This window comes from Hoyosella altamirensis, assembly GCF_014191505.1.
GTDB classification, from domain to species: Bacteria; Actinomycetota; Actinomycetes; order Mycobacteriales; family Mycobacteriaceae; genus Hoyosella; species Hoyosella altamirensis.
In genome coordinates, this window is the sequence record NZ_JACHWS010000001.1 from 1,456,741 (window position 1) to 1,479,386 (window position 22,646).

19 protein-coding genes and 2 pseudogenes are annotated in these 22,646 nt (G+C 62.3%); 11 read left to right on the forward strand and 10 right to left on the reverse strand.

Features of this window, described 5'->3' with window-relative positions; all coding sequences use genetic code 11:
- The first annotated feature begins 10 nt into the window (after nucleotides 1–10).
- Complete coding sequence (locus tag FHU29_RS07125) at nucleotides 11–508, forward strand: GNAT family N-acetyltransferase (protein ID WP_064442169.1); 498 nt, start codon at nucleotides 11–13, stop codon at nucleotides 506–508.
- Nucleotides 509–560: 52 nt separating this feature from the next.
- A pseudogene (locus FHU29_RS07130) lies at nucleotides 561–1,618 on the forward strand (DUF2332 domain-containing protein).
- Here the strand turns inward: FHU29_RS07130 and FHU29_RS07135 are convergent.
- From FHU29_RS07135 to FHU29_RS07145, 3 genes are all read right to left on the reverse strand, one after another.
- The gene (locus FHU29_RS07135; protein ID WP_064442168.1) at nucleotides 1,615–2,655 is read right to left on the reverse strand and encodes a hypothetical protein; all 1,041 of its coding nucleotides are present in this window, start codon (nucleotides 2,653–2,655) and stop codon (nucleotides 1,615–1,617) included. The pseudogene FHU29_RS07130 and the gene FHU29_RS07135 overlap by 4 nt on opposite strands.
- A gap of 91 nt (nucleotides 2,656–2,746) precedes the next feature.
- Nucleotides 2,747–4,393 carry an ABC-F family ATP-binding cassette domain-containing protein gene (locus tag FHU29_RS07140; RefSeq protein ID WP_064442167.1) on the reverse strand — a complete coding sequence of 549 codons (1,647 nt, stop codon included), beginning with the start codon at nucleotides 4,391–4,393 and terminating at the stop codon, nucleotides 2,747–2,749.
- A gap of 315 nt (nucleotides 4,394–4,708) precedes the next feature.
- Nucleotides 4,709–5,200, reverse strand: coding sequence for a hypothetical protein (locus tag FHU29_RS07145; protein ID WP_064442166.1), 492 nt, complete (start codon nucleotides 5,198–5,200; stop codon nucleotides 4,709–4,711).
- A gap of 259 nt (nucleotides 5,201–5,459) precedes the next feature.
- Here FHU29_RS07145 and FHU29_RS07150 point away from each other — a divergent pair, with 259 nt between their 5' ends.
- From FHU29_RS07150 to pntB, 7 genes and pseudogenes are all read left to right on the forward strand, one after another.
- Nucleotides 5,460–6,086 (forward strand): response regulator transcription factor, encoded by a 627-nt coding sequence (locus tag FHU29_RS07150; protein ID WP_064442198.1) that lies wholly within the window; start codon nucleotides 5,460–5,462, stop codon nucleotides 6,084–6,086.
- Nucleotides 6,087–6,088: 2 nt separating this feature from the next.
- On the forward strand, nucleotides 6,089–7,291 hold the full coding sequence (locus tag FHU29_RS07155; RefSeq protein ID WP_064442165.1) for a sensor histidine kinase: 1,203 nt from the start codon (nucleotides 6,089–6,091) through the stop codon (nucleotides 7,289–7,291).
- 68 nt (nucleotides 7,292–7,359) lie between these two features.
- Nucleotides 7,360–7,911, forward strand: a complete 552-nt coding sequence (locus FHU29_RS07160) for a dihydrofolate reductase family protein (protein WP_064442164.1) — start codon at nucleotides 7,360–7,362, stop codon at nucleotides 7,909–7,911.
- Between the two features lie 158 nt (nucleotides 7,912–8,069).
- Nucleotides 8,070–8,162: pseudogene (locus FHU29_RS23095) on the forward strand (type IV toxin-antitoxin system AbiEi family antitoxin domain-containing protein); the annotation flags it as partial.
- A gap of 147 nt (nucleotides 8,163–8,309) precedes the next feature.
- On the forward strand, nucleotides 8,310–8,882 hold the full coding sequence (locus FHU29_RS23100) for a hypothetical protein (protein ID WP_232323069.1): 573 nt from the start codon (nucleotides 8,310–8,312) through the stop codon (nucleotides 8,880–8,882).
- A gap of 149 nt (nucleotides 8,883–9,031) precedes the next feature.
- Nucleotides 9,032–10,552, forward strand: coding sequence for a Re/Si-specific NAD(P)(+) transhydrogenase subunit alpha (locus tag FHU29_RS07170; protein ID WP_064442162.1), 1,521 nt, complete (start codon nucleotides 9,032–9,034; stop codon nucleotides 10,550–10,552).
- Between the two features lie 5 nt (nucleotides 10,553–10,557).
- Complete coding sequence (pntB, locus tag FHU29_RS07175; protein WP_064442161.1) at nucleotides 10,558–12,000, forward strand: Re/Si-specific NAD(P)(+) transhydrogenase subunit beta; 1,443 nt, start codon at nucleotides 10,558–10,560, stop codon at nucleotides 11,998–12,000.
- Nucleotides 12,001–12,109: 109 nt separating this feature from the next.
- Here pntB and FHU29_RS07180 read toward each other — a convergent pair whose 3' ends face one another.
- The 4 genes from FHU29_RS07180 to FHU29_RS07195 all read right to left on the reverse strand — a co-directional run bounded on the left by FHU29_RS07180 (nucleotide 12,110) and on the right by FHU29_RS07195 (nucleotide 15,959).
- Nucleotides 12,110–12,961 carry a hypothetical protein gene (locus tag FHU29_RS07180; protein ID WP_064442160.1) on the reverse strand — a complete coding sequence of 284 codons (852 nt, stop codon included), beginning with the start codon at nucleotides 12,959–12,961 and terminating at the stop codon, nucleotides 12,110–12,112.
- The gene (locus FHU29_RS07185; RefSeq protein WP_064442159.1) at nucleotides 12,939–13,820 is read right to left on the reverse strand and encodes an MBL fold metallo-hydrolase; all 882 of its coding nucleotides are present in this window, start codon (nucleotides 13,818–13,820) and stop codon (nucleotides 12,939–12,941) included. The genes FHU29_RS07180 and FHU29_RS07185 overlap by 23 nt, the downstream gene beginning before the upstream one ends.
- 8 nt (nucleotides 13,821–13,828) lie before the next feature.
- Nucleotides 13,829–14,818: an alpha/beta hydrolase gene (locus FHU29_RS07190; RefSeq protein WP_064442158.1), complete on the reverse strand. Its 990-nt coding sequence runs from the start codon at nucleotides 14,816–14,818 to the stop codon at nucleotides 13,829–13,831.
- A 178-nt stretch (nucleotides 14,819–14,996) separates the two neighbouring features.
- Entirely contained in the window at nucleotides 14,997–15,959 is a 963-nt protein-coding gene (locus tag FHU29_RS07195) for an AraC family transcriptional regulator (RefSeq protein ID WP_064442157.1), read from the reverse strand.
- A gap of 107 nt (nucleotides 15,960–16,066) precedes the next feature.
- Here FHU29_RS07195 and FHU29_RS07200 point away from each other — a divergent pair, with 107 nt between their 5' ends.
- Entirely contained in the window at nucleotides 16,067–16,729 is a 663-nt protein-coding gene (locus FHU29_RS07200; protein ID WP_064442156.1) for an NAD(P)-dependent oxidoreductase, read from the forward strand.
- A 67-nt stretch (nucleotides 16,730–16,796) separates the two neighbouring features.
- A complete protein-coding gene (locus FHU29_RS07205; RefSeq protein ID WP_064442155.1) occupies nucleotides 16,797–17,522 on the forward strand; it encodes a TetR/AcrR family transcriptional regulator in 726 nt (241 codons plus the stop codon).
- Here FHU29_RS07205 and FHU29_RS07210 read toward each other — a convergent pair.
- From FHU29_RS07210 to FHU29_RS07220, 3 genes are read right to left on the reverse strand one after another with little or no spacing between them, the layout of a single operon-like run.
- Entirely contained in the window at nucleotides 17,506–19,233 is a 1,728-nt protein-coding gene (locus FHU29_RS07210) for an ABC transporter ATP-binding protein (protein ID WP_064442154.1), read from the reverse strand. The two genes, FHU29_RS07205 and FHU29_RS07210, sit on opposite strands and share 17 nt — an antisense overlap.
- Nucleotides 19,230–20,996: an ABC transporter ATP-binding protein gene (locus tag FHU29_RS07215; RefSeq protein WP_232323060.1), complete on the reverse strand. Its 1,767-nt coding sequence runs from the start codon at nucleotides 20,994–20,996 to the stop codon at nucleotides 19,230–19,232. Before FHU29_RS07215 ends, FHU29_RS07210 begins: the two co-directional genes overlap by 4 nt.
- Complete coding sequence (locus FHU29_RS07220) at nucleotides 20,989–22,545, reverse strand: ABC transporter substrate-binding protein (protein ID WP_064442153.1); 1,557 nt, start codon at nucleotides 22,543–22,545, stop codon at nucleotides 20,989–20,991. The genes FHU29_RS07215 and FHU29_RS07220 overlap by 8 nt, the downstream gene beginning before the upstream one ends.
- Nucleotides 22,546–22,646 lie beyond the last annotated feature (101 nt).

Genomic DNA, 22,646 nt, shown 5'->3' on the forward strand with positions numbered 1-22,646 from the left:
TTGTGGGCGCGTGAAGCTCCAACGAGCCGTTTCTGCTGACGCGTTGCAGATCGCGGAAATGCACATTCGGTCGTGGCAGCGCGGCTACGCGGGCCTTCTGCCGCGAGGCTTCCTCGACAGGCTTGACATCGGTGAGTTCGCGGCGGGTTACACCTTCGACTCCGACGGGCCGCTAACTGTCGTGGCGCAGGATCACGATGGCGCGATCCGTGGATTTGTGACCACCGCGATCCGGCCTCCGATGGGTCGCGTCATGGCGCTGTATGTCGACCCAGATCACTGGCGAGAGGGGATCGGCGGTGTGCTGATCAACGCTGCGCTCGATAGGTTTCGTGCCGCGGACATCCATCAGCTCGAGTTGTGGGTGATGATTGGAAACGAACGAGCCCAGGCCTTCTATAGATCACACGGCTGGCAGCCTGACGGGACCCAACAGCGAGAGACAGTTCGGGGTGCGGTGGTCGATGAGTTGCGCTTCCATCTTGAAATAGGACGGGAAGGAATGTAAGTGATGACAGGCACCGATGCGGGTACCGGCAAAACAGTAAGTCTTCAGCACTGTGGCTGAAACTCGCTCACTCGCACAGCTGTACCGGCACTTTGGTGAGACAGAGGCCGCGAGGGAATCGCCACTGTGCGCGCACGTCGCCCTCGCACTCAGCGACTCCAGCGAGGCGCTGCACACCATCGAGGCCTTCCCCGCGCGTAAGCGGCACCCCAGGGTGATTCTTGCGGCGCTGCACGACCTTGCGCTCGCTGGACGAGCACCCGAACTTGCCGCCGCTTACGACAGTGCAGACGGCGACGTGGCTGCTACCGCGGCGATCGACACGCTACTGCGAATGACTGACTCGATCTCCGCCATCGTTGCGCAGCGGCAGCCGCGGACCAACGTGACGGGGCACAATGCCGTTCTGTATCCCGCCGTCGCCGAGGCGGCACATCGGTTGGGCGCCAACATGATTGGGCTAATCGACATGGAGTGTTCCGCGGGACTCAATCTCAATGTCGACCGCGTCGGCATCACGTACAGCAATAGACAATCACTGGGCAACTCGTCGTCACCCGTACAGGTGTCGGCTTCGATCGTGGGAAACCGCCCCTCCCGACGCACGTAATGCCCGAGGTCATCGCCCGTGTTGGTGTCGATCTCGATCCCGTCGATGTGGCTGATTCGGTTCAAACACGCTGGTTGCGCGCTTCCCTGTGGCCGGATCAACGGGAGCAGATCGTAAGGCTTGAAGCAGAGATGGCGTTGGCGGCGACGGACCCTCCGCAGCTTCTTCGTGGTGATGCTGTCGAGGCGCTGCCCAACGCGATTGCGTGTGTGCCGGCAGAAGCGTTGCCTGTCGTCATCACGACGTGGGCCCTGTCGCGATTCTCACTTGAAGACCGTTTGCGATTCCTGCATCGACTCGACGAAGCGGCGACACACCGCCCAGTGGCGTGGGTTTCAGCGGAGGGGGTCGGCGTCGCGCCGTCGATACCGACGCTCGGTGATCGCAGAGCCTCTGGGCACAGCATCATTGGCCTCGCACTGTTCGATCACTCGTCTCTGCACGCTGAGGCCGTTGGCCGCTGCTGGGCCCGGGGCCGCGTAATGGCGTGGCTGGCTTAACCCTTGCGGCCTGGCGAGGCCGAGGGGGAGCGTTGGGCCTGAGCCTCAGGTCTCACGGACGCCGGTCTCACCGAGCCTCGCTGCACGAGACGCCTGCGCCGGTAGGACATGGCCGCGATAGCGAGGGCGATCGACCACACCGGCCACAGCAAATGCGGAAGCAAAACAAGGGGGACTTCAGTCATCTCGGATATCGCGTCGCTTTCGCCGGTAACGATCTGCAGCAGAATAGTCCGAGATGCGGCCATGATCAGCGCCGCGACAACCAGGGCGGGGAAGACAGCCAGATTGATCGGGACGCTGCTTCCTCCGATCCGTGGAATCCAGCGCGGAAAGCGCTCTCCCCACTGCTGAAACAACCCGAGCGTGAGCACCGCGCCGACGATCGAGGCACCAGCAAGGCCGAGGCCAGCCGTGGTTAGTTCGTCAGTAAATTCCTGGTGCCGGAATCCGGGAGCCTCGACAGCCATGAGTATTCGGCTAGCGGCATAAAACAACGGCGCCGCAATGGCGATGAGCGCGTAGTTGCGTGTGCGATTCGTTGCCTGCTGTATCTCACGCTGAGTGTCGCGTGGTGCCTCAACGCGATGACGTTTGGATGAATGCAATCCGATAAGCAACCCAACGCATCCGGCGGCGACGAGTATCTGCAGCATCAGCGAGAATGACACCAGGATCTCAAGCTCGTTGACATTCCCTGTGACTGCTAGAACCACCGCGTACGGCAGGTACCCGAGCACCATCAGAATGCTGTGGTCCAGCAGCAGGCCGGCGATGACAACCGCGGTGATACAGATCGTGCGCACATGCCTGCGCGGCCGGACCGTCAGCGCAGTTGCCGAGACGAGGAACCCCAGCGCAGCGACAAGGAACCAGATCGTCACCAGCACGCCAGGTAGCGGAAGCATCGAATGCCCAAACGTGTCGGCGCCGTTGGCGAAAGGGTTGGGCTTATCGGAGAATTCCGACACAACGGCGGAAACAGCCAGGGCAACACCCGCTACTACTGGCGGGATCAAATGCAGCGGTTTCGGCATACACCGATCATTGGCGGTTCCCGCGAAACGAACATCCCCCACAGGTGTCTTGGTTCTCACCCAGACGAGGGATGTGGCAGTCGCTGGATGTTTACGCCGTTACGCGACAGTCAATGCCTGACAGGCTCAGACTGGGCCAGGAGTCCAAGTCGCGCAGCATTTGCCGGTCGTGTGTAGAGATCACCACCGCTGCCTCCGTCGTGCTGAGCGCCTCCGTCAGTTCGTCGACGAGAGCGATGGACAGGTGATTGGTCGGCTCGTCCAACAGCAACACTTGCGGTCTGCAAGCAAGGACGAGAGCGAGATCGAGGCGGCGCTGCTGGCCCATCGACAGTTCGCCGATTCGCTTGCCGATCTCCTGTGACCGCAGAAGTCCGAGCGACGACAGCGATACTGTCGCGCCAGGAAGAACTATGCCGGCGGAGACCAGCATGTCGGTGTGCGCGCGAAAATGTTCGCCTGCCCTGCGATCCAGTGGGAGCCGCGATTCTTGATGCAGAAGAACCACTCGCACGCCGTCCGCTTTCTCAGTTCGCCCGGTGGTGGGGTGCAGCTCTCCCGCCAATACAGACAACAGGGTGGACTTTCCGGAACCGTTGGGGCCTGTGACCACATGTTTAGACCGTCCGTCGACGTTAAGTGACGTGGGTATGCGCAACCGTCCGTCGACCGACACCTCCTCGGCGGTCAACAGGGAGGCGCCGGGCCGCGTCTGGAGTTCGGGAAATCGGAGTCGCTGCGGGGGTTCGGGGACAGGCAGCAACTGAGCTTCCAGCGCCGCCTGCCGACGATGCACACTCTGGACGAGACCCGCTGCACGAGTCGCGCGTTGGTGCTTTCCAGTACCTTTGCCCGGTCGCCATCCGCTGACAAGTCGATTCTGCGCTGCACTGAGATCGATACGGAGCCTGGCGGTCTCAGTCTGTTGCTGCTCATACTCTTGTTCCCACCGCGCCCGCTCGCCCGCGCGTCCATCGCGGTAGCCGGTGTAGCCCCCTCCGTACACACGGGGACGACCGTCTGGGGTCGGATCCAGGTCCAGGATGTGTTGCGCGACATCGGAAAGCAGAGCCCGATCGTGGCTGACCACGACCACTCCACCCACTCTGGCCCGAAGAGTTACGGTCAGATAGTCGAGCCCCGCGCGGTCGAGATGGTTGGTTGGCTCATCGAGCAACAGGAAGTCGTCATCCGCGCCGAGCAAGCAAGCCAACCGAACCCGGTAGCGCTGTCCAACAGACAGTTCGGTCAGGCGGCGCGAACGATCGGTTTCGGCACCGAGACCGTCTAGTGCGATACCGACACGGCGCTCAGCGTCCCACGCACCCAACGCCTCGACCTGTTCGAGTGCGACCGAATATCGCTCATCAGCCTCCGGCTCTCTCAATGCAAGGCTGAGGGATGCGGCATCGAGTTCCGATAGCGCTGCTAAAGACTCAGCTATCGAATCTGCCACGACCTGCCCGACAGTCCGTTCGTCTGTGGTCAGCATCTCTTGCTGTGCGAGGCCGATAGTGCCGACACGCGAAACGGTGCCGCTGTGCGGCGCCTGGGTTCCGGCGAGGACGTGCAGAAGCGTGGACTTGCCGCGGCCGTTTTCGCCCACCACCGCCCACCGTGAGGTTGGAGTCACGGACAGGTTGACGCCGCTCAGTACAGGTGTGCCGCCGAACGCGACCGCGATATCAGAGAGGACAAGTTGCGCATCCGAACGCGCAGGAGTGATCGTTGAAGGCATTTCTCTCCCAAAGGAATGCGGCTCGATTGCCCGCACATGAGTTGACGGAGACCCACAGGGGTCAGAAGTTCACCGTTACTGCCGACCCGGATTTCTCAACGGGGTCGGAGTAATCAGATGGGTCCGTCACTCAAAGATCAAATGCATGCCGCCACGATAACAGGCCTCCCGAGGTTGAGGCCACCGAGTTTATTCTCACTACTGCACTCGGGGTCGCAGGAGATGACACTGGTCTGCCCACCTCGCAGCGACAACTATCCAGGTTGTCGCTGCGAGGTGGGCAGACTGTCAACGGCCGTCCAGGGCAATGACGGCTTACCCGAGCAGGTTGGTCAGTGTGTAGCTGGCGACCATGTATGGTGCGCCGGTCGTGACGGCGGAGTTGATGCCGAGGTTGGCGGTGTTGTCACCGTCGATGCGGGTGCCCTGAGTGTCGGTTTGCGCGCCGGGGTAGTTGTTGGCGAAGTACACGGCCTCGCTGTTGGTGCCGGAGATTCCGTAGGTGGCGTCGATGGCGAAGCCGTTCTGGTTCCAGGTCGACGCGCTGACTGTTTCGGTTTCGTGCGGACCGATCGTCTGGGTGGGTGCCTGGATCCAGTCACCGTAGGGGTTGTCGGAGCCGTGCAGGTACATCGTGTGGTCCGTGTTGTTCGTGATCGACATTGTGATCGTCGCTGGATAGTCCGGGATGGCGGCGTGGGCGGCTCCGGCCAGGCCGACCGCGGTGCCGGTGAGGGCGAGCGCGGCAAGTCCTGCGCCGATGATGATGCGGCGGCGGTGAGTCTGGGTGCGATCGATGGTGGTCATTTTGGTGATTCCTTCCGGGGCGGGATTTCTGGTTCGTGGTGTCCGGTTCGTTCCGGCGATGAGATAACTATCCCGCGAAGCCGCACTCAAAACAGTCCTCCTACCAGGCCATACGCCGGTGGAACCAGCGTTCCACCGATTGGGGGACACTGACCTCCGCCGCCGGTAAGCGAGGCCCGCGTGCGCCTTGGTACGGTGCGATCCCGATTACGCAGCATTGTGCCGCTGACAGTGCCACGCTAATGAGGTGGCAGAGAAAATCCGGGTGGTTGTTGGCGACGACCACCCACTGTTCCGCGACGGCGTCGTCCGCGCCTTAACTGCCAGCGGGTCAATCGATGTCGTAGGGGAGGCAGATGATGGTGTCGGTGCGCTGGCGCTGATCCGAGAGCATCGTCCGCAAGTTGCTTTGCTCGACTACCGCATGCCGCAGCTCGACGGTACGCAGGTGGCCGCAGCCGTGCATCGCGACGAATTGCCGACTCGGGTGTTGTTGCTTTCAGCGCACAACGAGTCCGCAATTGTGTACCGCGCGTTACAAGAGGGCGCCGCCGGGTTCCTGCCGAAGGAATCGACTCGTGCGGAGATTATTCGCGCTGTGCTGGACGCTGCTCGCGGGAAAGAAGTGCTCCCCGCCGGCCTTACCGCGGGACTCATCAGTGAGATTCGTCGACGGAACCAGCCTGCCGGGCCGGTGCTGAGTCCTAGGGAGAGGGAGGTACTCGCTTTTATGGCGCAGGGAATGAGCATCCCGGCAATGAGTCGGCAGATGTTTCTAGCCCCTTCAACGGTCAAGACGCACGTACAGCGTCTGTACGAAAAGCTCGGCGTCAGCGATCGCGCGGCTGCGGTAGCCGAGGCGATGCGAAACGGCCTACTGGAGTGACATTGTTCAGCCGGTACCAAGACCAGGTAATCGAGCGCTACGTGAAAGAAGCCGTCCAGGTCACGGCAGTGCTGCGGTTGCCCTTGGTTGCGTTGATCGCGCTGCTTGGACCTGTCATCCCGGTGCGCGACCATTGGCTTCCGTTCCTGTTTCAAGGACTTCTCGTCGCGTACGGCGCTGCTGCTGCCGGGTGGCTGTGGTGGGTGTTCAAACGTCCCATCGGCCAGTGGGCGGGCTGGTCCTCGACAGTGTTTGATCTGCTTGCGCTGCTTACTCTATGTGCAGCCTCGGGCGGAGCAACATCGCTGCTCCTTCCAGTTTTCTTTCTGCTGCCAGTCGCGGTCGCGTTTCTGTACCGGCCCGGCCTGACCGCGACATTGGGCGTCGGCGTGGCAGTCGGGTACCTGGCCGTGTGGCTTCTTTTCGTGGTCCGCGATGACGACGTCGACTTGCACATTGAGGTGTACCTGTACTTCGGGTTCCTCCTGTGGCTGGCGGCGGCGACGACAGGGCTCTCGTTTGTGCTTGTCCGTCGTTCCGCGACGGTGGCCGCGTTACTGGAGACGCGCGAGCAGCTCGTTACCCAGTCGATGGGGACGGAGGAGCGTGAACGTCAGCGGCTCGCAGAAGCACTGCATGACGGCCCGCTGCAAAACATCCTCGCGGCCCGCATGGACCTGGAGGAAGCTCTCGAAAAGCACGCTGACCCTTCCGTTGCCGCAGCCGAGTCAACGCTTCGCGAGACAGCCGCGCAGCTGCGATCAACGGTGACCAGCTTGCACCCTCAGGTTCTTGCCCAGCTCGGCCTGACACCCGCGCTGCGTGAACTCGCCGAACAATACGCGCGCCGCGGCGGCTATGAACTTCGCATGCGCCTGACTGATGTCAGCCGCCCCGGCTGTGAGTCCCTGCTGTACAGGGTGGCGCGCGAATCGCTGGCCAATATCAACAAGCATGCACACGCGAGTAACGTCGAGGTCGAGCTCTCCGCGACGGCGGAGGAGATCACACTCACCATCACAGATGATGGGGTGGGCTTCGACCCAACTATTCTTTCTCATAGAGTCGCCGAAGGACACATCGGAATCGCGTCGCAATATCTGCGGGTCGAAAGCTGGGGCGGCAGTTTTGATGTCGTCTCGAGCCCTGGGACGGGCACTCGGGTCGTCGTCCGGATACCGCCTGGCTCTGAAAAAAATCGCTGAATAGGCTCACTCTGGTTTAACTCGGATTGACGCCGATTAACCTCGAGCGCGTAGGAGGTCTACCGCTCATGAGGAAACTGGTCTACGCGATCGGCGCGTCCCTGGATGGCTACATCAACGACCGCGACAGCAGCATCGACTGGACTGTTCCGGATGAGGAACTACACCAGTTCCACAACGACAGATACCGCGAGATCGAGATTTCGCTGCACGGCCGCCGACTGTACGAGCTCATGGCGGAGTACTGGCCGCATGTGCCTGAGAACGCGTCGCAAATCGAGCGCGAGTTCGGCAGGCTCTGGACGGCGAAGCCTAAGGTCGTCTTCTCCCACACGCTCACCGAGGTCCACTGGAACAGCACCCTGGTCAATGAGAACGCGGTCGAGGAAGTCCGCAAGCTCAAGTCCGGAGGCGATGGCGTCATGGAAGTTGGCGGCGCGAGCCTCGCGGCCTCATTGATGCCACACGGGCTGATCGACGAGTACCAGCTATTCGTCTCGCCCGTGGTGCTAGGCGGCGGCACACCGCTCTTCCCACCGCTAGACAATCGCATCCAGCTCCGATTGGCCGAGACGAGGCACTTCAATACCGCATTGATGCTGCGCTACGTCGCTGACTGACGGCCGGTTGGCTCTATCGGGAGTTTTTGTGACGATCACACCCGGAACCCGGGCGTGATCGTCACAAGTCGGCGCGAGGGAACCGTCTGGCAAATCGTGCCGTCATAGATTGCTGTGACGCCGAGACTCGTTAATAAAACTATGGCCCGCAGGACGGCGTGATCACCCTGCAGCAGGCAATCTCAGCCGGTATGAGTCAATCAGCCGTCTCACGCCGTGTCTCTTCAGGAGAATGGCGCCGACTCGAAAGAGGCGTGTATCTGAGATCGGATCACCGGCTCACCGACGCTGCCCGACTTCGGGCTGCGGTGTACTGCGCCGGTCCGGCCGCTGCAGCTTATGGCCCCAGTGCTGCGTGGTGGCTGGGATTGGACGTTGCTCGTCCTAGCCGGCATTGGGTGACCACTCCGCGCTCGACTTCACCCGTCCGCCGGCGGGGTGTGCAGGTACGGCACCGCGACCTGCACACCGCGGACCTCACGATGCACCGCCATCTTCCGCTAACTGCGCTGCCACTGACTGTCATCGAAGCCGCGGTTTTGCTCGACGATGCAGCAGTGGTCGATCGTGCACTACAGCAACGGATAGTGACCCTGGGCGAACTCGACTCGGCGCATGAGCGGAACAAAGGGCGCCGGGGAAGCAAGACCGCTGCGAAGTTACTGAAAACTGCCAGAAGCGGCGGTGCGTCAGAAGGCGAGCGCTTGCTGCACCGTCTGCTCCGCGAAGCGGGGATAACCGGGTGGAAACCGCATGTCCGTGCCTGCGGTTTCGAAATCGATGTCGCGTTCGATACGCAGCGTGTTGCCATTGAAGTAGACGGCTGGGCATGGCACGCGGCGTTCTGTGACATGTACACGCGGAGGGCGGGTGTCAACATCACGAAGCGTAGGTACGCGCGACCCCGCTGCGCTGCAGTTCTGACGAGTTCTCGGGATATGGAAATAGGCGGTTATCTGCAGAGTGTGTGATGCGTCGCACAAATCTCGAGCCGGATAACATATCACCTGCTAAAACACCCGCCGCAGCGGTCGTCGAAGCGCCGGTACAGCAAGCACACGGCATTGCCGACATTACGGGAATGTAGCCTAATACACCTGTCCACCTAGGGAGTTTCTTCATGATTGTTGGTGTCCTGCGGGAGGTTGGTCCCGGCGAGACGCGTGTGGCGGCGACGCCTGCGACTGTGGGGCAGCTGATGAAGCTCGGGTACGACGTGGTTGTCGAGCCTGGTGCGGGTGAGCTGTCAACTTTTTCGGATGTGGCGTACGCGGATGCTGGTGCGTCGATTGGGTCAGTTGCTGAGGCTGACGTGGTGCTGGGAGTGAACGCGCCGTCTGCGGAACAGCTGGGTGCGTTGAAGTCCGGGGTCACGTTGATCAGTACGCTCAACGCGCGGTTTGATGAGTCGCTGGTGCAGGATTTGTCGCAGAGGCCGCTTACGGCGTTGTCGATGGATGCGGTGCCGCGGATCTCACGGGCGCAGTCGCTGGATGTGTTGTCGTCGATGGCGAACATCGCGGGGTATCGCGCGGTCGTCGAGGCGGCACACGAGTTCGGCCGGTTTTTCACGGGTCAGGTCACCGCGGCGGGAAAGGTCCCGCCAGCCCGGGTGCTGATTGTGGGCGCTGGCGTGGCGGGTCTGGCCGCGATCGGTACGGCAGGCTCGATGGGCGCGGTCGTGCGCGCAACGGATCCGCGCCCGGAGGTCGCTGATCAGGTCGCGTCTCTCGGTGGTGAATACCTCGCGATCGAGAACCCGGAGGCCGAGGTCTCCGCCACGGGATATGCCAAAGAGATGGGTGATGATTACAAGGCCCGGGAAGTGCAGCTGTATACAGCGCAGTCCCGCGAGGCGGACATCATCATCACTACAGCGCTGATTCCTGGGCGCCCGGCGCCGCGGATCATCACCGCCGAGATGGTCGCGTCGATGAAGCCGGGTTCGGTGATTGTAGATATGGCCGCGGCGAACGGCGGCAACGTCGAGGGCACCGTCGCAGGTGAGCGGGTGGTCACCGATAACGGGGTGACCATTCTGGGGTACACGGATTTGCCTGGCCGGCTCCCCGCGCAGGCGTCACAGCTGTACGGCCAGAACCTGGTTAACCTTTTGAAGCTGATGACCCCGGGCAAGGACGGGCAGCTCGTCGTCGATTTCGATGATGTGGTGATCCGTTCGATGACGGTGGTTAAAGACGGCGAGTGCACGTGGCCACCACCGCCAGTTCAGGTATCTGCCGCCCCAGCGGCTGCGGCGGCTGAGGTGGCCGCGCCGGTGGCGAAGGAACCGATGTCGCAGGGCAAGCGGATCGGTGTGGTCGCTGCGGCCGCGGCGGTGCTGTTCGCGCTGATTGCGGCGGCTCCGGCAGCACTGCAGGGGCATCTGATTGTGTTCGCGTTGGCGATCGTGGTCGGGTTTTATGTGATCGGGCATGTGCATCATGCGCTGCATACCCCGCTGATGTCGGTGACCAATGCGATTTCGAGCATCATCATTGTGGGTGCGCTGTTGCAGGTCGGGGTGGGTAAACCGGTTGTCACCACGCTCGCGCTCGCAGCGATTCTGCTGGCCAGCATCAACATTTTCGGTGGCTTCGCGGTGACGCGCCGCATGCTCGCCATGTTCTCGAGGAGCTGATTCGCGTGCTCACCCTGTCTACTGCCGCTGCGGCGGCCTATGTGATCGCGGCCCTGCTGTTCATCCTCGCGCTGGCGGGATTGTCCAGGCATGAAACCGCGCGAGCGGGCAACACGTTCGGCGCGCTCGGCATGGCTGTGGCTTTGGCCGCGACGCTCGCGCTGGCCTTTGATGACGGCATCAGTGTCACCACAGTGGTGCTGCTAGTGACCGTCGTGCTGATCGGTGCTGCGATCGGACTGTGGCGTGCCCGGGTGGTGCAGATGACCGGGATGCCGGAACTGATCGCGCTGCTGCACAGTTTCGTCGGTCTGGCTGCGGTGTTCGTCGGCTGGAACCGGTATTTCCAGGTCGAGGCCGATCCCACCGGACCGTACGCTGCCGAACTCGCCGAACTGGATTTGCTTGGCATCCACGCCGCCGAGGTCACCATCAGCGTGTTCATCGGCGCGGTCACCCTCACCGGTTCGATTGTGGCGTTCCTGAAACTGTCCGCGCGGGTCAAGTCGACCCCGCTGGTGCTGCCCGGTAAAAACTTCCTGAACCTGGGTGCGCTCGCCGCGTTCGTGGTGCTGACCGCGTGGTTCGTGATTGACCCGCAACTGTGGATCCTGATCACGATCACCGTGCTCGCGCTGCTGCTCGGCTGGCACCTGGTCGCCTCCATCGGCGGCGGGGACATGCCCGTGGTGGTGTCGATGCTTAACAGCTACTCCGGCTGGGCCGCGGCCGCGCTGGGTTTCTTGCTGCGCAACGATCTGCTCATCATCGTCGGTGCCCTCGTTGGCGCGTCCGGTGCGTACCTCTCGTACATCATGTGCAAGGGCATGAACCGCTCGTTCATCTCCGTCATCGCCGGTGGCTACGGGATCGAGGCTGGTCCTTCGTCGGACACTGATTACGGTGAGCACCGGGAAGTCACCGCGGATCAGGCTGCGGATATCCTCGCGGCTGCCCGCACGGTGATCATCACTCCCGGATACGGCATGGCCGTAGCGCAAGCGCAGTACGCGGTCGCGGAACTGACCCGTAAACTCCGTAACCACGGTGTCGAGGTCCGTTTCGGGATCCACCCCGTCGCGGGACGGCTGCCCGGCCACATGAACGTGCTCCTCGCGGAGGCGAAGGTGCCGTACGACATCGTGCTGGAAATGGACGAAATCAACGAGGACTTCGGTGACACCGACGTCGTGCTCGTCATCGGGGCGAACGACACCGTCAACCCCGCCGCCGCCGAAGACCCCTCGAGCCCGATCGCGGGCATGCCGGTCCTCAACGTGTGGAACGCCCGCAACGTCATCGTGTTCAAACGGTCCATGGCATCCGGCTACGCAGGCGTACAAAACCCGCTCTTCTACCGGGAAAACACCGCCATGCTCTTCGGCGACGCCAAAGACAAAGTCGAAACCATCCACCACGAACTCGAGCAGGCTCACGCCAGTCACTAACGCGGGACGTCAAAACGGGCGTACTTCGGCCCCGGGAGCACACCGTGCTGCCGGGGCCGATCCGTATCTTGTGCACAGTTCAGGGCAATAGCCGACAGCCGCATCAGCCTTATTCCCACGGGGCATCGCGGACCTTGTACGGCGAGTCCACGCAACCGGTTCCGCTGACGATATTCGCGGTTCCGATCTCCCAGGCTGTAGTGATCCCAGAGCCGCCACGATGGATCTCCACGAGCCGGGCTTGATGGTCGCCCTGTAGCACCGATGCCACCTCGCAGAGTCGCACCGACTGCCACGCCTCGCCGTCCAGCACCGGGTACACGACCGCTACCGGCAGGATGAAGTAAGCGCTCACTGCGAGAATGGCCGTATTGGCCAGCCTCACCCGGCGATCAGGCGGCAGAGGTTGCTGACCGTTCCGTACCCGAACCACGTTTCGCAGCAGGTGAAGCTCGTCCGGTAAGCGATACACCAGCGTCGCGATCGCCGTGGCCACCGCCCACCACGGACCAAACAGCGCCAGGGCCCACAGAAACCCGATCACAGGCCGCGCGAGGTCGCTAAAAACATCCGCGAAGCGGTAGCGCTGCTTTTTCGCCACCTTTTGCTGAGTAAGCATGCGGCGGGAAGCGTCCCCGAGAAATTCGAACAACCGCGAATTGCTGATAAGGACGAAAAGTATGAGAAATAGAAGGGGGTAACGCAACACATTGTCGATCAGCAGATTGACCCATCCGGAGGGACCATGCAGCCTGATGACCTCGCCAGTGATAGCTGGGCTTTCGGTGACGTAGAGGATCTTCAGGAAGGGGAAGCTCAGCACTAGTGCGATGATCACGAGCTGCGCGAGCTGAGTGCGCGAAACGTCAGCTTCGCCGACGTAGTCTGGAACAAAATCGGCCTGGCCAGACGGCCCTGAAGCGTCGGAGTAGTTGTCGCTATGCCCGCCGGAACGATCCATTCTCTGAGTTAATCACGAGGCCTGCGGAGACGAGCCGTTCGAGGTGAAGCTCCGCGGTCCGGCGTTCGACCGCGTCAACATAAGGCGCCGAGACATGTGGCCGATACACCAGACGGTGGGTCACGATCGCATCCAGTGTGCGGGGCTCCGCGAGGAAATCCAGCAGACGATCTTCCCGGCTCAGCAGTTTGTCGCGGTAAAACCCCAGGCGTTCGCGGAACTCGCCGCTACCCTCGATCACTCCCTTGTGGTGAAATGTCCCGTACCACCGCGCTTCCATGGCTGCCACACGGTCGATTGAAGCGAGGAAATCGTCGACACTGCTGCCGAGATCACCGTACATCGGGCCGAATGAGGTGAGATCGATGTCAGCGACGTACAGGAACCCGTCGGGCTCGACCAGAACGCCACAGTGGCCTGGAGTGTGGCCTGGCAGGTGAATGACGGTCGCTGTGCAGTCACCGAGGTCGAATACCTGGCCGTCGCCAATTCCGGTGACGCCATCACGAGTAGGAGGAATCCCGTACTCGTTGAGCATCACGTGTTCGACTTGAGCTCGCTCGGCAGCGCCCAGACCGTACTGCACTAGCATCGTGTCGAGGGATGCGACGGACGGCACGTCGAGGTGATGCGCGAAAGTCGGCGCATTGAAGTGCCGTAATCCCGCGAGATGGTCCTCGTGGCCGTGACTGATGAGTACGAGATCCGCGCCGACTGGATCCTTTTGGAGCGCAAGTGACGGGTCGATCACAAGCGTTCGCTCAGATCCACGCACAACAACTGAGTTTCCGTAGGGGACGACTCCGCCGTTCGCGGCCACCAAGACTGAGACGCGGCCGTATGACTGTTCGTTTAACATCGGACGTGTTAAGCGCCTGCCCGGTGCGGTGCGCTGACATCGTCGACAAAGCGGGCTATTTCATCGAGCGCTTGGGATGCGGTCCGCGATACCCTGTGCGCCACCTGGAAAACGTGGATCCTGCGGTGGTACAGGCTTAGCTTTCCGTTCCCGCCGGCCGCGTTCAGGTTTTCGATGTAGTGCTCGGCGTCTCCGGTCAGCAACTCGGCGTCGCTAGCTTGCACAAGCACCGGTGGCATGACCGTCAGGTCGTCGTTCGTCAGTAGTAGCTCCGGATCGGATGGCGCGACGCCACGCCAGTGCGGTTCCATCAGCGCCCGGCCAGCGTCGGTGAAATACGCAGGCGCTTTCGGGTGGTTGCTGGTGAGCCAGCGGCGGCTCATGGCCATCGTGGGGTCCACCACGGGGGATAGGGCGACGACACCCGCGGGGACTGGCAAACCCGCCCGATCGGCTCGCGGCGGCAGACCTAACGCCAGATGCCCACCGGCGGAGTCTCCGCACACAACAATCTGCTGGGCACTGAGTCCGGAATCGATGAGCCATGCGTACGCGCGCAACACGTCGTCGACAGCAGCCGGGTAGGGGTGTTCCGGGGCCCTGCGGTAATCCACCGAGAAGACCGGCCGCTTTGTACGGGCCGACATTTCGCTGGTAAGCCCCCGGTGCGACAGAGGCGATCCGACCACGAATCCGCCGCCATGGATATATAGCAGGACAGCACCATCGCGGGGGCCAGCGCCGGGGCGCTCCACCCACTCACCACGCACCTGACCGTCCTTGAAGCGCACGCGGACTTGCTCGGCCTTAGTGGCCGGGTCGGCACGCAAATCAGGCCGGGTCATATAACGCTCGAGCATGACGCGCATTGCACGGACCTCGGCCATCGTGATCGTGCCGCGCGAACCGAGGCGTCGGGCATACCGCCCAGCGGCGCGCCGGCCGCCGGTCAGCGCAGCGCGGCGCAGTTCATCCAGCCTGGAAGCAGTAGGGCGCATAGTTCGATGGTGCCACATACTCCGGCTACATCGCCCCAGCGCTTCGAGCGCTTGAGTTCGGGTACGGCGCAAAGCACAACAGCGGCTGCCCACCTCTCAGCGACAATTTTCCCCATTTAGCGGTCTGTTTCTGGCCTATGTAAGCGCAAGAGTGAGAGGGAGACCTGGACCGCCGCAGCTAGGCGATCCCGAGTCGCCGCACAGCACCTGGTGAGCGTCCCGTCATTTTGGTGAACGCCCGGCTGAACGACGCCTCGGACTGGTATCCGAGCTTTGCTGCCACAGCGGCCACCGTGGCATTTTCGTGCAGCAGAAGTGACTGTGCGGTTTCCATGCGGCAACGCGTCACATATTGCATTGGCGAATCACCGACGACTTCAGTGAATCGAGCCGCGAAAGCTGAGCGCGACATCGCGGCGTTCCGGGCGAGCGATTCCACAGTCCACGGTGCGCCCGGCGAGCGATGTATCGCAGCGATAACCGGCCCGAGTTGCGGATCGGTCAGTGCGCCAAGCCATCCGGGCCGTGAGTCAGTGTTGGTCGCGAGCCAGGACCTGATTGCTTCAATTACGAGAATATCGGCAAGCCTGGTCGTAACTGCTTCACCACCAGGACGCAGATGCCGCAGCTCCGCAGCCATCAAATCAAGCACATCTCGGACGCGCGCGCCTCGTTCGTGTGACGCGTCGATATGAATTACCGGTGGGAGAACTGCCAGGAGCCGGTTGACGGTCGGCTGGTGGAAACTGACGACACCGCAGATCAGGGTCGTGCGCGCCCCTCCTCCGCCGCAGCGCAGGATCGAATAGTGGTCGCTGACCATCAGTTGGGGAAGCTGGTCAACTCGTCCAGTGAGAGCGACGTTCGGCTGGCTGCGCAGGATATGCCCCCGGCCGTGAGGCACCAATGCGAGGTCACCGGCGCGGAGGTACTCGGTTGTCTGCTCCGTCTCCAGCCAGCAGCCGCCCTCTGTGACCACGTGAAAACTCAAGCAGCCATCGAATGGCGGCATCTCGAGCGCCCATGGTGCGGTTGCTTCCGTGTGCGAGTAGAAAACGCCGCGCATCCGCAGCAGGTACAGCGCCTCAGCGAGAGCATCCTGCGGCGTCCAAGGCTCTACCGATACTGGACGAACGGACATAGTTAACAGAGTACAGGTCATAGATCATCCTGCAGGGGATACATAGCGTGGACGTATCGAATAGTTGTCGGCGCTACAGCCGGCGAAGCACATGGAGGTCGACTGACATGAAAATACTGGTAGCTGGCGCAACAGGCGGTTCGGGACGTGCTGTCGTCACAGAATTGCTGGCACGCGGCCATGCCGTTACGGCGCTCGCCCGGCACGCGAGCGCCCTCACATACCTCAGTGCCAACGGATCGCTTCGCACCATCGACGGCGACGTCACCGATCCGTCGTGTGTGCGGGATGCAGTACAAGGTCAGGATGCAGTTGTCGTGACCCTCGGAATCAGTGAGAACCCCGTGAGGGTGCGCTTGCTCGGACCGAAGAACTCCGCGCCCGACGTACGTTCCCGCGGCACACGCATCCTCATCGAAGCGATGCGCACTAGTGGCGTTTCGCGACTGATTGTGCAGAGCACATATGGGGCTGGTGAGACGGCCGGCAGGTTGCGGTGGGTGGACCGGCTGTTCTATGAACTGCTCATCAAGCCACAGGTCGCCGACCACGAGAAACAGGAATCCATTGTGCGGGCAAGCGCTCTCGACTGGGTGATCGTTCAGCCCGTCCACCTCAACGACCAGCCATCGAGTGGGAATCGCCATGTGTCCACTGCCGGTGAGGTGGCGTCATGGGTGGTACCACGAGCGGACGTCGCCACCGTGATCGCCGACGCTGCCGAAAACCCTGCCTACGTTGGCAGTTCAGTAGCTGTCTCCGCAGAATAAGGAGACGCACCAGCACGCGGGAGGTATCCTTCTCACCGATAGCCGTCGCGCCCGGTAGCGTGAAAATATGGTCCAGGCAAACAGCGGGCGGAAACGGCGCTCCCGTCCAGCAGCAGGGCTTCCAGCGATAACACCCGCGATGATCGTGGATGCCGCGTGCGAACTGACGGCGGAGTGTGGCGTCGAGGACTGGACCCTCCGTCAGCTCTCCGCAGTGCTGAACGCCTACCCGGCGGTGATCTATCACCATGTGGGGGACCGCGAAGCCGTTGTCGCCGAGGTTATTGAGCGTGTTGTAGCGCAAGTCCGCGTGCCCGGTGACGATCTCACGTGGCGTGCCTGGTTTGCGGAGCTTCTTTCGGACATGCGCAGGGTTTTACGGCGGTACCCGGGAGTCGCGCGCAGGCTGGCGGTCCACGGGCCGACTGTTCCCTCGGCGCTGGCCATCATCGATAAGGGCGTTCGCAGGCTGCGCGCGGGCGGCTTCGGCGATCGCAGCGTGTTCGTCTATAACTACCTGCTCACTCAGGTTTCTCTGTTCATTGCCCACCAAGATGATCGTGACGCCGCTGTGGAAGTGCGCATGCGCGGTAGCGAGGTTTTCAGCTCTTACCGGGAGCGTGCGGACCTTCCCGGCTTAGCGGAAATGGGCCGCCTGGTGTATGAGATCGGACAGCAGCCAGACGGCCCATCACGGTACTTCGACGAGTTCTTTGAGTTCACCCTAGACCGGGCGCTGGACGGCGTTGCTTCGCTGCTGCATCAGCCATCCGCATCTAACGATCTTGGGTAATCCGCCAGCCGGACGCGTCCCGCCGTTGTTCCCATAGCCGCTGATAGAGGCCATTGCGGTTCAGTAGATCATCATGAGAGCCGACATCGAGTACCGCGCCACGCTCAAGCACGACGATCTGGTCGGCGGCCATGATTGTCGGCAGCCGGTGCGCGATGACGACGACGGTACGTTCGCGCGCTAGTTCCGCCAATGCCGCGGTGACTGCCGCCTCGTTGTCCGCGTCGAGCGCAGCGGTCGCCTCATCCAGCAGGACAATTGGAGTGTTTTTCAGCAGGGCGCGTGCGATCGATACGCGCTGACGTTCACCACCTGACAGCCGTGATCCGCCCTCTCCCACACGGGTCTCGAGACCGTCCGGCAGTCGATCGACCACCTCATCAAGGCGGGCCTGGGTCACGACGGCGGCAACGTCAGCGTCAGACGCGGTGGGATTTCCCATCCGGATGTTGTCCGCGATTGTGCCATCGAAGAGATACACGTCCTGGAAAACCATGGAGATCTCCCGCATGAGGGTGGCGGCGGGGAGGTCGCGTACGTCTTGACGGCCCACCACGACAGATCCGTCAGAAACGTCCCAGAAGCGCGCTATTAATCGAAGCACCGTCGATTTACCGGAGCCGGATGGTCCGACCAGCGCGGTGAGACTTCCCGGCTTACACGTGAAGGACACATTCCGCAGGACTGTTGTGGCGTCATAGCCGAATGTGACGTTGCGGAACTCGATGCTTCCGTCGTGCGGTTGCTGTGGACTGTGCGGCTCGGGCAGTGGCTCGGCCCTAAGGATTTCGCTGACCTCATCGAGCGCGGCGCGTGCGAGCTGAATGCCGTTGCCGTACGCCGCGACGTGGGTGAGTGGTTCCGTAAATCGCACAGTAAGAAGGAGAGCGCCAACCGTCTCGCCAACACCGATTTCGCCGCCGAGAACGAGGTACACCGACAGGATGACGACCACAGCTAATCCAGCTTCGATCACCAGCATGTAATCCGCTAGGGGACGCTGACCCCGATTAAGACTGCGGCGTGTAGCTGCCCGGTCAGCGTCGAGTTCGCGCTCGAGTGTCGTCCAGCCTTCTTCGGTACGGCCTGCGGCCCGCAGCACAGGCTGTGCCTGTGCGAATTCGACGATGCGTGCGGTGACTGCTGCGTGGGCGGCGCCTTCGGCAGCATGTTCCGGCGCTGTGCGCCGCTGAACCCGTCGGTACAGTATCCACGCCAGCGGTCCGGCCGCTGCCATCGCAAGAGCGAGGCGCCAGTCGACGAAAAGAATGACCACACCAACCGTGACCGGCGTCGTTACCGCGATCACGAGCTGCTGCAGAAACGCCACCGGAACATTCATGGCGTTCTGCAGTGACGTCGACATGACTGAGGAGAGTTCGCCGGCGCGGCGAGCGCTGAACCAGCCGAGGGGAAGCTGCATCACATGCTTGGCGATGCGGCGCATCAGGGCGTCCGTCACGCGTTCGATCCCCACGTAGTAGCCCTTGTGCGAGGTCACCATGAGCGCAATCCCGGAGACCAGTGCCCCTGCAGCAGCGAGCGCGAGCCAAAGCCAGGCGCGTTCGAGTTGACCGTCGACCAGTGCACTGAGGAGCGGAATAAGCGCAGCAAAGACGAGGCCCTGAGCGACGCCGGCAATGGCGTAGCCTGCGATCTGCCCCCGCATGCCCGTGGACTCGCCAAGGATTCGTTCTGTCTGGCTGATCATGCCGGTACACCTTCTTCCTGTGTACGCCACAAGTGCGCATAGAGTCCGCCAGTTCGAAGCAGCTCGACGTGGGTGCCCGTTTCAGTGACGGCACCGTCGTGCAGCACCACGATCTGGTCAGCCTCGCTGATCGTGCGCAGTCGGTGCGCTATCACGAGGACTGTGCGGCCGCGTGCCAGCACGGAAAGCGCTTCCTGGATTTTGGTTTCGTTCTCGGGGTCGGCGTGAGCAGTGGCCTCGTCGAGGATGACGATCGGAGCGTCTTGCAATAATGCTCGCGCTATCGTCAGCCGTTGCTTCTCGCCGCCTGATAGCACGACTTGATCGCCGATCACAGTGTCGTATCCCGCGGGCAGCTCAATGATGCGCTCGTGGATGTTGGCAGCTCGTGCCGCGGCTTCGACCTCAGCAGCGCTAGCCGAGGGGCGGCCTAGCCGGATGTTGTCAGTGATCGTTTCTCGCAGAACGACGACGTCCTGGAAAACCGTCGCTATGCTGGCGAGCAACTCAGCCGGAGCGATGTCGCGAATGTCGGTCCCGCCTATCCGGACTGCACCTGCAGTGACGTCCCAGAACCGCGGAATCAGCGCGGCGACAGTCGACTTCCCAGATCCGGAAGGCCCTACTAGCGCAGTGACCGTCCCTGGTCGCAGCCGCAAGCTGACGTTCCGGAGCACCGTGGCACCCTCGTCGTACGCAAAGGTCACACCGTCGAAGTGAACGTCATATCCACCGAGCGGCTTCGGTTTCGCGGGTACAGGAAGTGAGGGTTCAGAAAGCACACGGTCCACGCTGGTCGCGGCAACCTTTGCTGTCCGGATCGCCCCCAGGAGCTGGCCGAGCAGTAATATCCCGGTCGGCAAACCGACACCCACAGCGAGGAACGGGAGCACGTCAGCGACGTTCATCCACCCCATTGATATGAAAGTCATACCCACGGCGGTGATCCAGACGATGAGCATCGCGGGAGAGAACAGGAAGTTCATCGCGTTGATGCCACGCCCGGTCGCCGACATCCACAGCAGACCGATCTTGGTGAGCCGGTCAGCGGCACTATCGAATCGTTTCATCCCATGGCTGCGTTCACCGTATGTCTTCACAACCTCGATACCGTCAGCGAGTTCGACTGTCGCATCTGCGAGTTCGGAAAGCGCCCGGTCATAATCGTCCATGTACAGTTCGTAAACGCGCTGCATCATGGGCATCACGGCCAGAAAAACGACGATCACATAGCCAACGACCATCAGTGTGAACCGCCAGTCGATGATGGCCATGTAGACCACCGCTGTGAGCGGGGCTATCACCGCGGAGGTGACGTCACCAATAGTGTGCGCGATGATCACGTGCATTCTCTTGACGTCTTGCGACACCGCCTTCGCCACTGTCGCTGAGCCGTTTCTGCGGAACCAGCCAAGTGGCAGCGCTCCGAGGTGTCGCGATAGCCGTGCGCGTGTCGCATAACGGAACTCTGCGTCCGCGTAATGACACATCTGCGTCGCGGTCCCGTACAGAAGGAGCCGGGCTAACGCTGCAGCAACGCCAACAATCGCCCAGATCCATACTGCGCTCGAATTGCCGGTTCCGTGTGTAATGAGCGCACGCCCAATTTCGGCGACTGCGATGAACGGGAACACCGAAGCAACAGCCGATAACGCTGCCAGAACGCCACCAGCGATCAAGGTGCCTCGCACCGGGCGCATTAACCTGCCGAGCGCTCCGGGTGTAATAACGGGTGACTCAGTACGATTTTCAGGATCAGGCATGGTGAGCTCTTCCTAGGTAGGGGTACTTGGCGTGGCCCCGGGTTTCGAGTCCCTTCACGGTCGAACGCGCCAGGCTCAGCGTGTCACCCAGGCCCCAGATCACGGTGTTGCCGTCCTCGAACATCCTGTCCTGCACTGTGTTCCAGTGACGGCGCCGCTCGGCGTCTTCCGTCGCGGCCATCGCTGCTCCCAGCGCTTCGCGGTAGGCAGCGTCGGCGAAGGCCATTGCAGGGTGGTGGGCGTTGAGTCGGCCGTACAGTACCGCCAGCGGGGCGGGCGGCGCGGAGAACGCCACGCCATTGGCCGCTGCAAGGCCATCCGATTCATAGAACTCAGCCAGCCCGACTTCCTGCGGTCGGGCCGACAGCCCGATCTCACGCCACTGTTCGCAGGCGAGTTCGCTGCTGGCGTTAAAGCCGTTCTCCCATTCGGCCGTACGGATCGTCACCGTTGCGTTCTCGGCGCCGGCAGCACGCACGAGCCTGCGCGCTTCGTCAACGTTGCGCGCCAGCGGATCTCGGTCCGAGAAGTAGGGAGCACCCGCACACACCAGGTCGTTGCCGGGTACGCCGTAGCCGAGGAAGACAGTGTCAACGAGGCTTTGCCGGTCGAGGGCGAGCCGCGCCGCTCGGCGCACGCGGGGGTCGTCGAACGGCGGACGCGTGGTGTTAAGCACGAACCCCATGGAGGTTCGGTGGAGGGATCCGGCAGCACCGAGTTCGACATCGCTCGCCGAGATACCGGCTCGCGCAGCCGTATAGGGGATATCACTTGTGTAGTCTGCCTGTCCTGAGATGAGGGAATTCACCTTCGCTTGCGCGTCCGTGACACTCAGAATGCGGATCTCATCGCTCGGTGCCGCGCCACCCCAGTATTCGTCGAACCGCGTGAGTACAGTTTCTCTGCCCGCCGCAAAGTCCGTGATACGAAACGGCCCAGTTCCAATCGCGCTCTCTAGAGTGAACGCGCTGGTGCCGGCCTTCACCATTTTTGCGGGGAACGCAGCGAGCATCGTCGCCGGGTCACCGAGCGGTTGCAGCGTCGGCACCCAAACGCTATGTTCACCGCGTATTTCGATGCCGGTCATATCGAGGTACGCCTGCAGTTCGCTGGGGTAAAGGCGCTCGGGCGAGCTCATAAATTCGAAGCTGTATTTGACATCTGCCGCGGTGAATGGGCTGCCGTCATGCCAGCGCACATCGTCGCGGAGGTTGAGGATGAAGCTGCGGGCGTCGGGGCTGATGGCCGCGTCGCGCGCCAAGGCGGGCAGCACGTCGCCCTCGCCGAGGACGAACAAGTTCTCGTAAACGACGTCGTTGCGGACGAAGTCGGCAGGGGCTGCGGTGGCGTAGGGATCGAGCGTTTCCCCAGCTCCTGCGCCGGTGAAGACCGCACGAAACGTTGCGCGGCTTCCGTCCGCTGCCGCGTTTGTGGCCCTCCCGTTGCCCGTGGACGTTGCCGCTCCGCACGCGCTGAGGAGGGCCGTTGTACTCGCAGCACCTAGCGTCAGCCCGGCAAGCTTCAGGGCGTCACGCCTATTCATGACCATGTGCCATCCTTAGTAGGGTATCCTAATGTCTTGAACATAGTTCAAGCTATACCGCGAGGGGCTCGCGACCTACACTGAACGCCACTCTATTGGAAATAGTT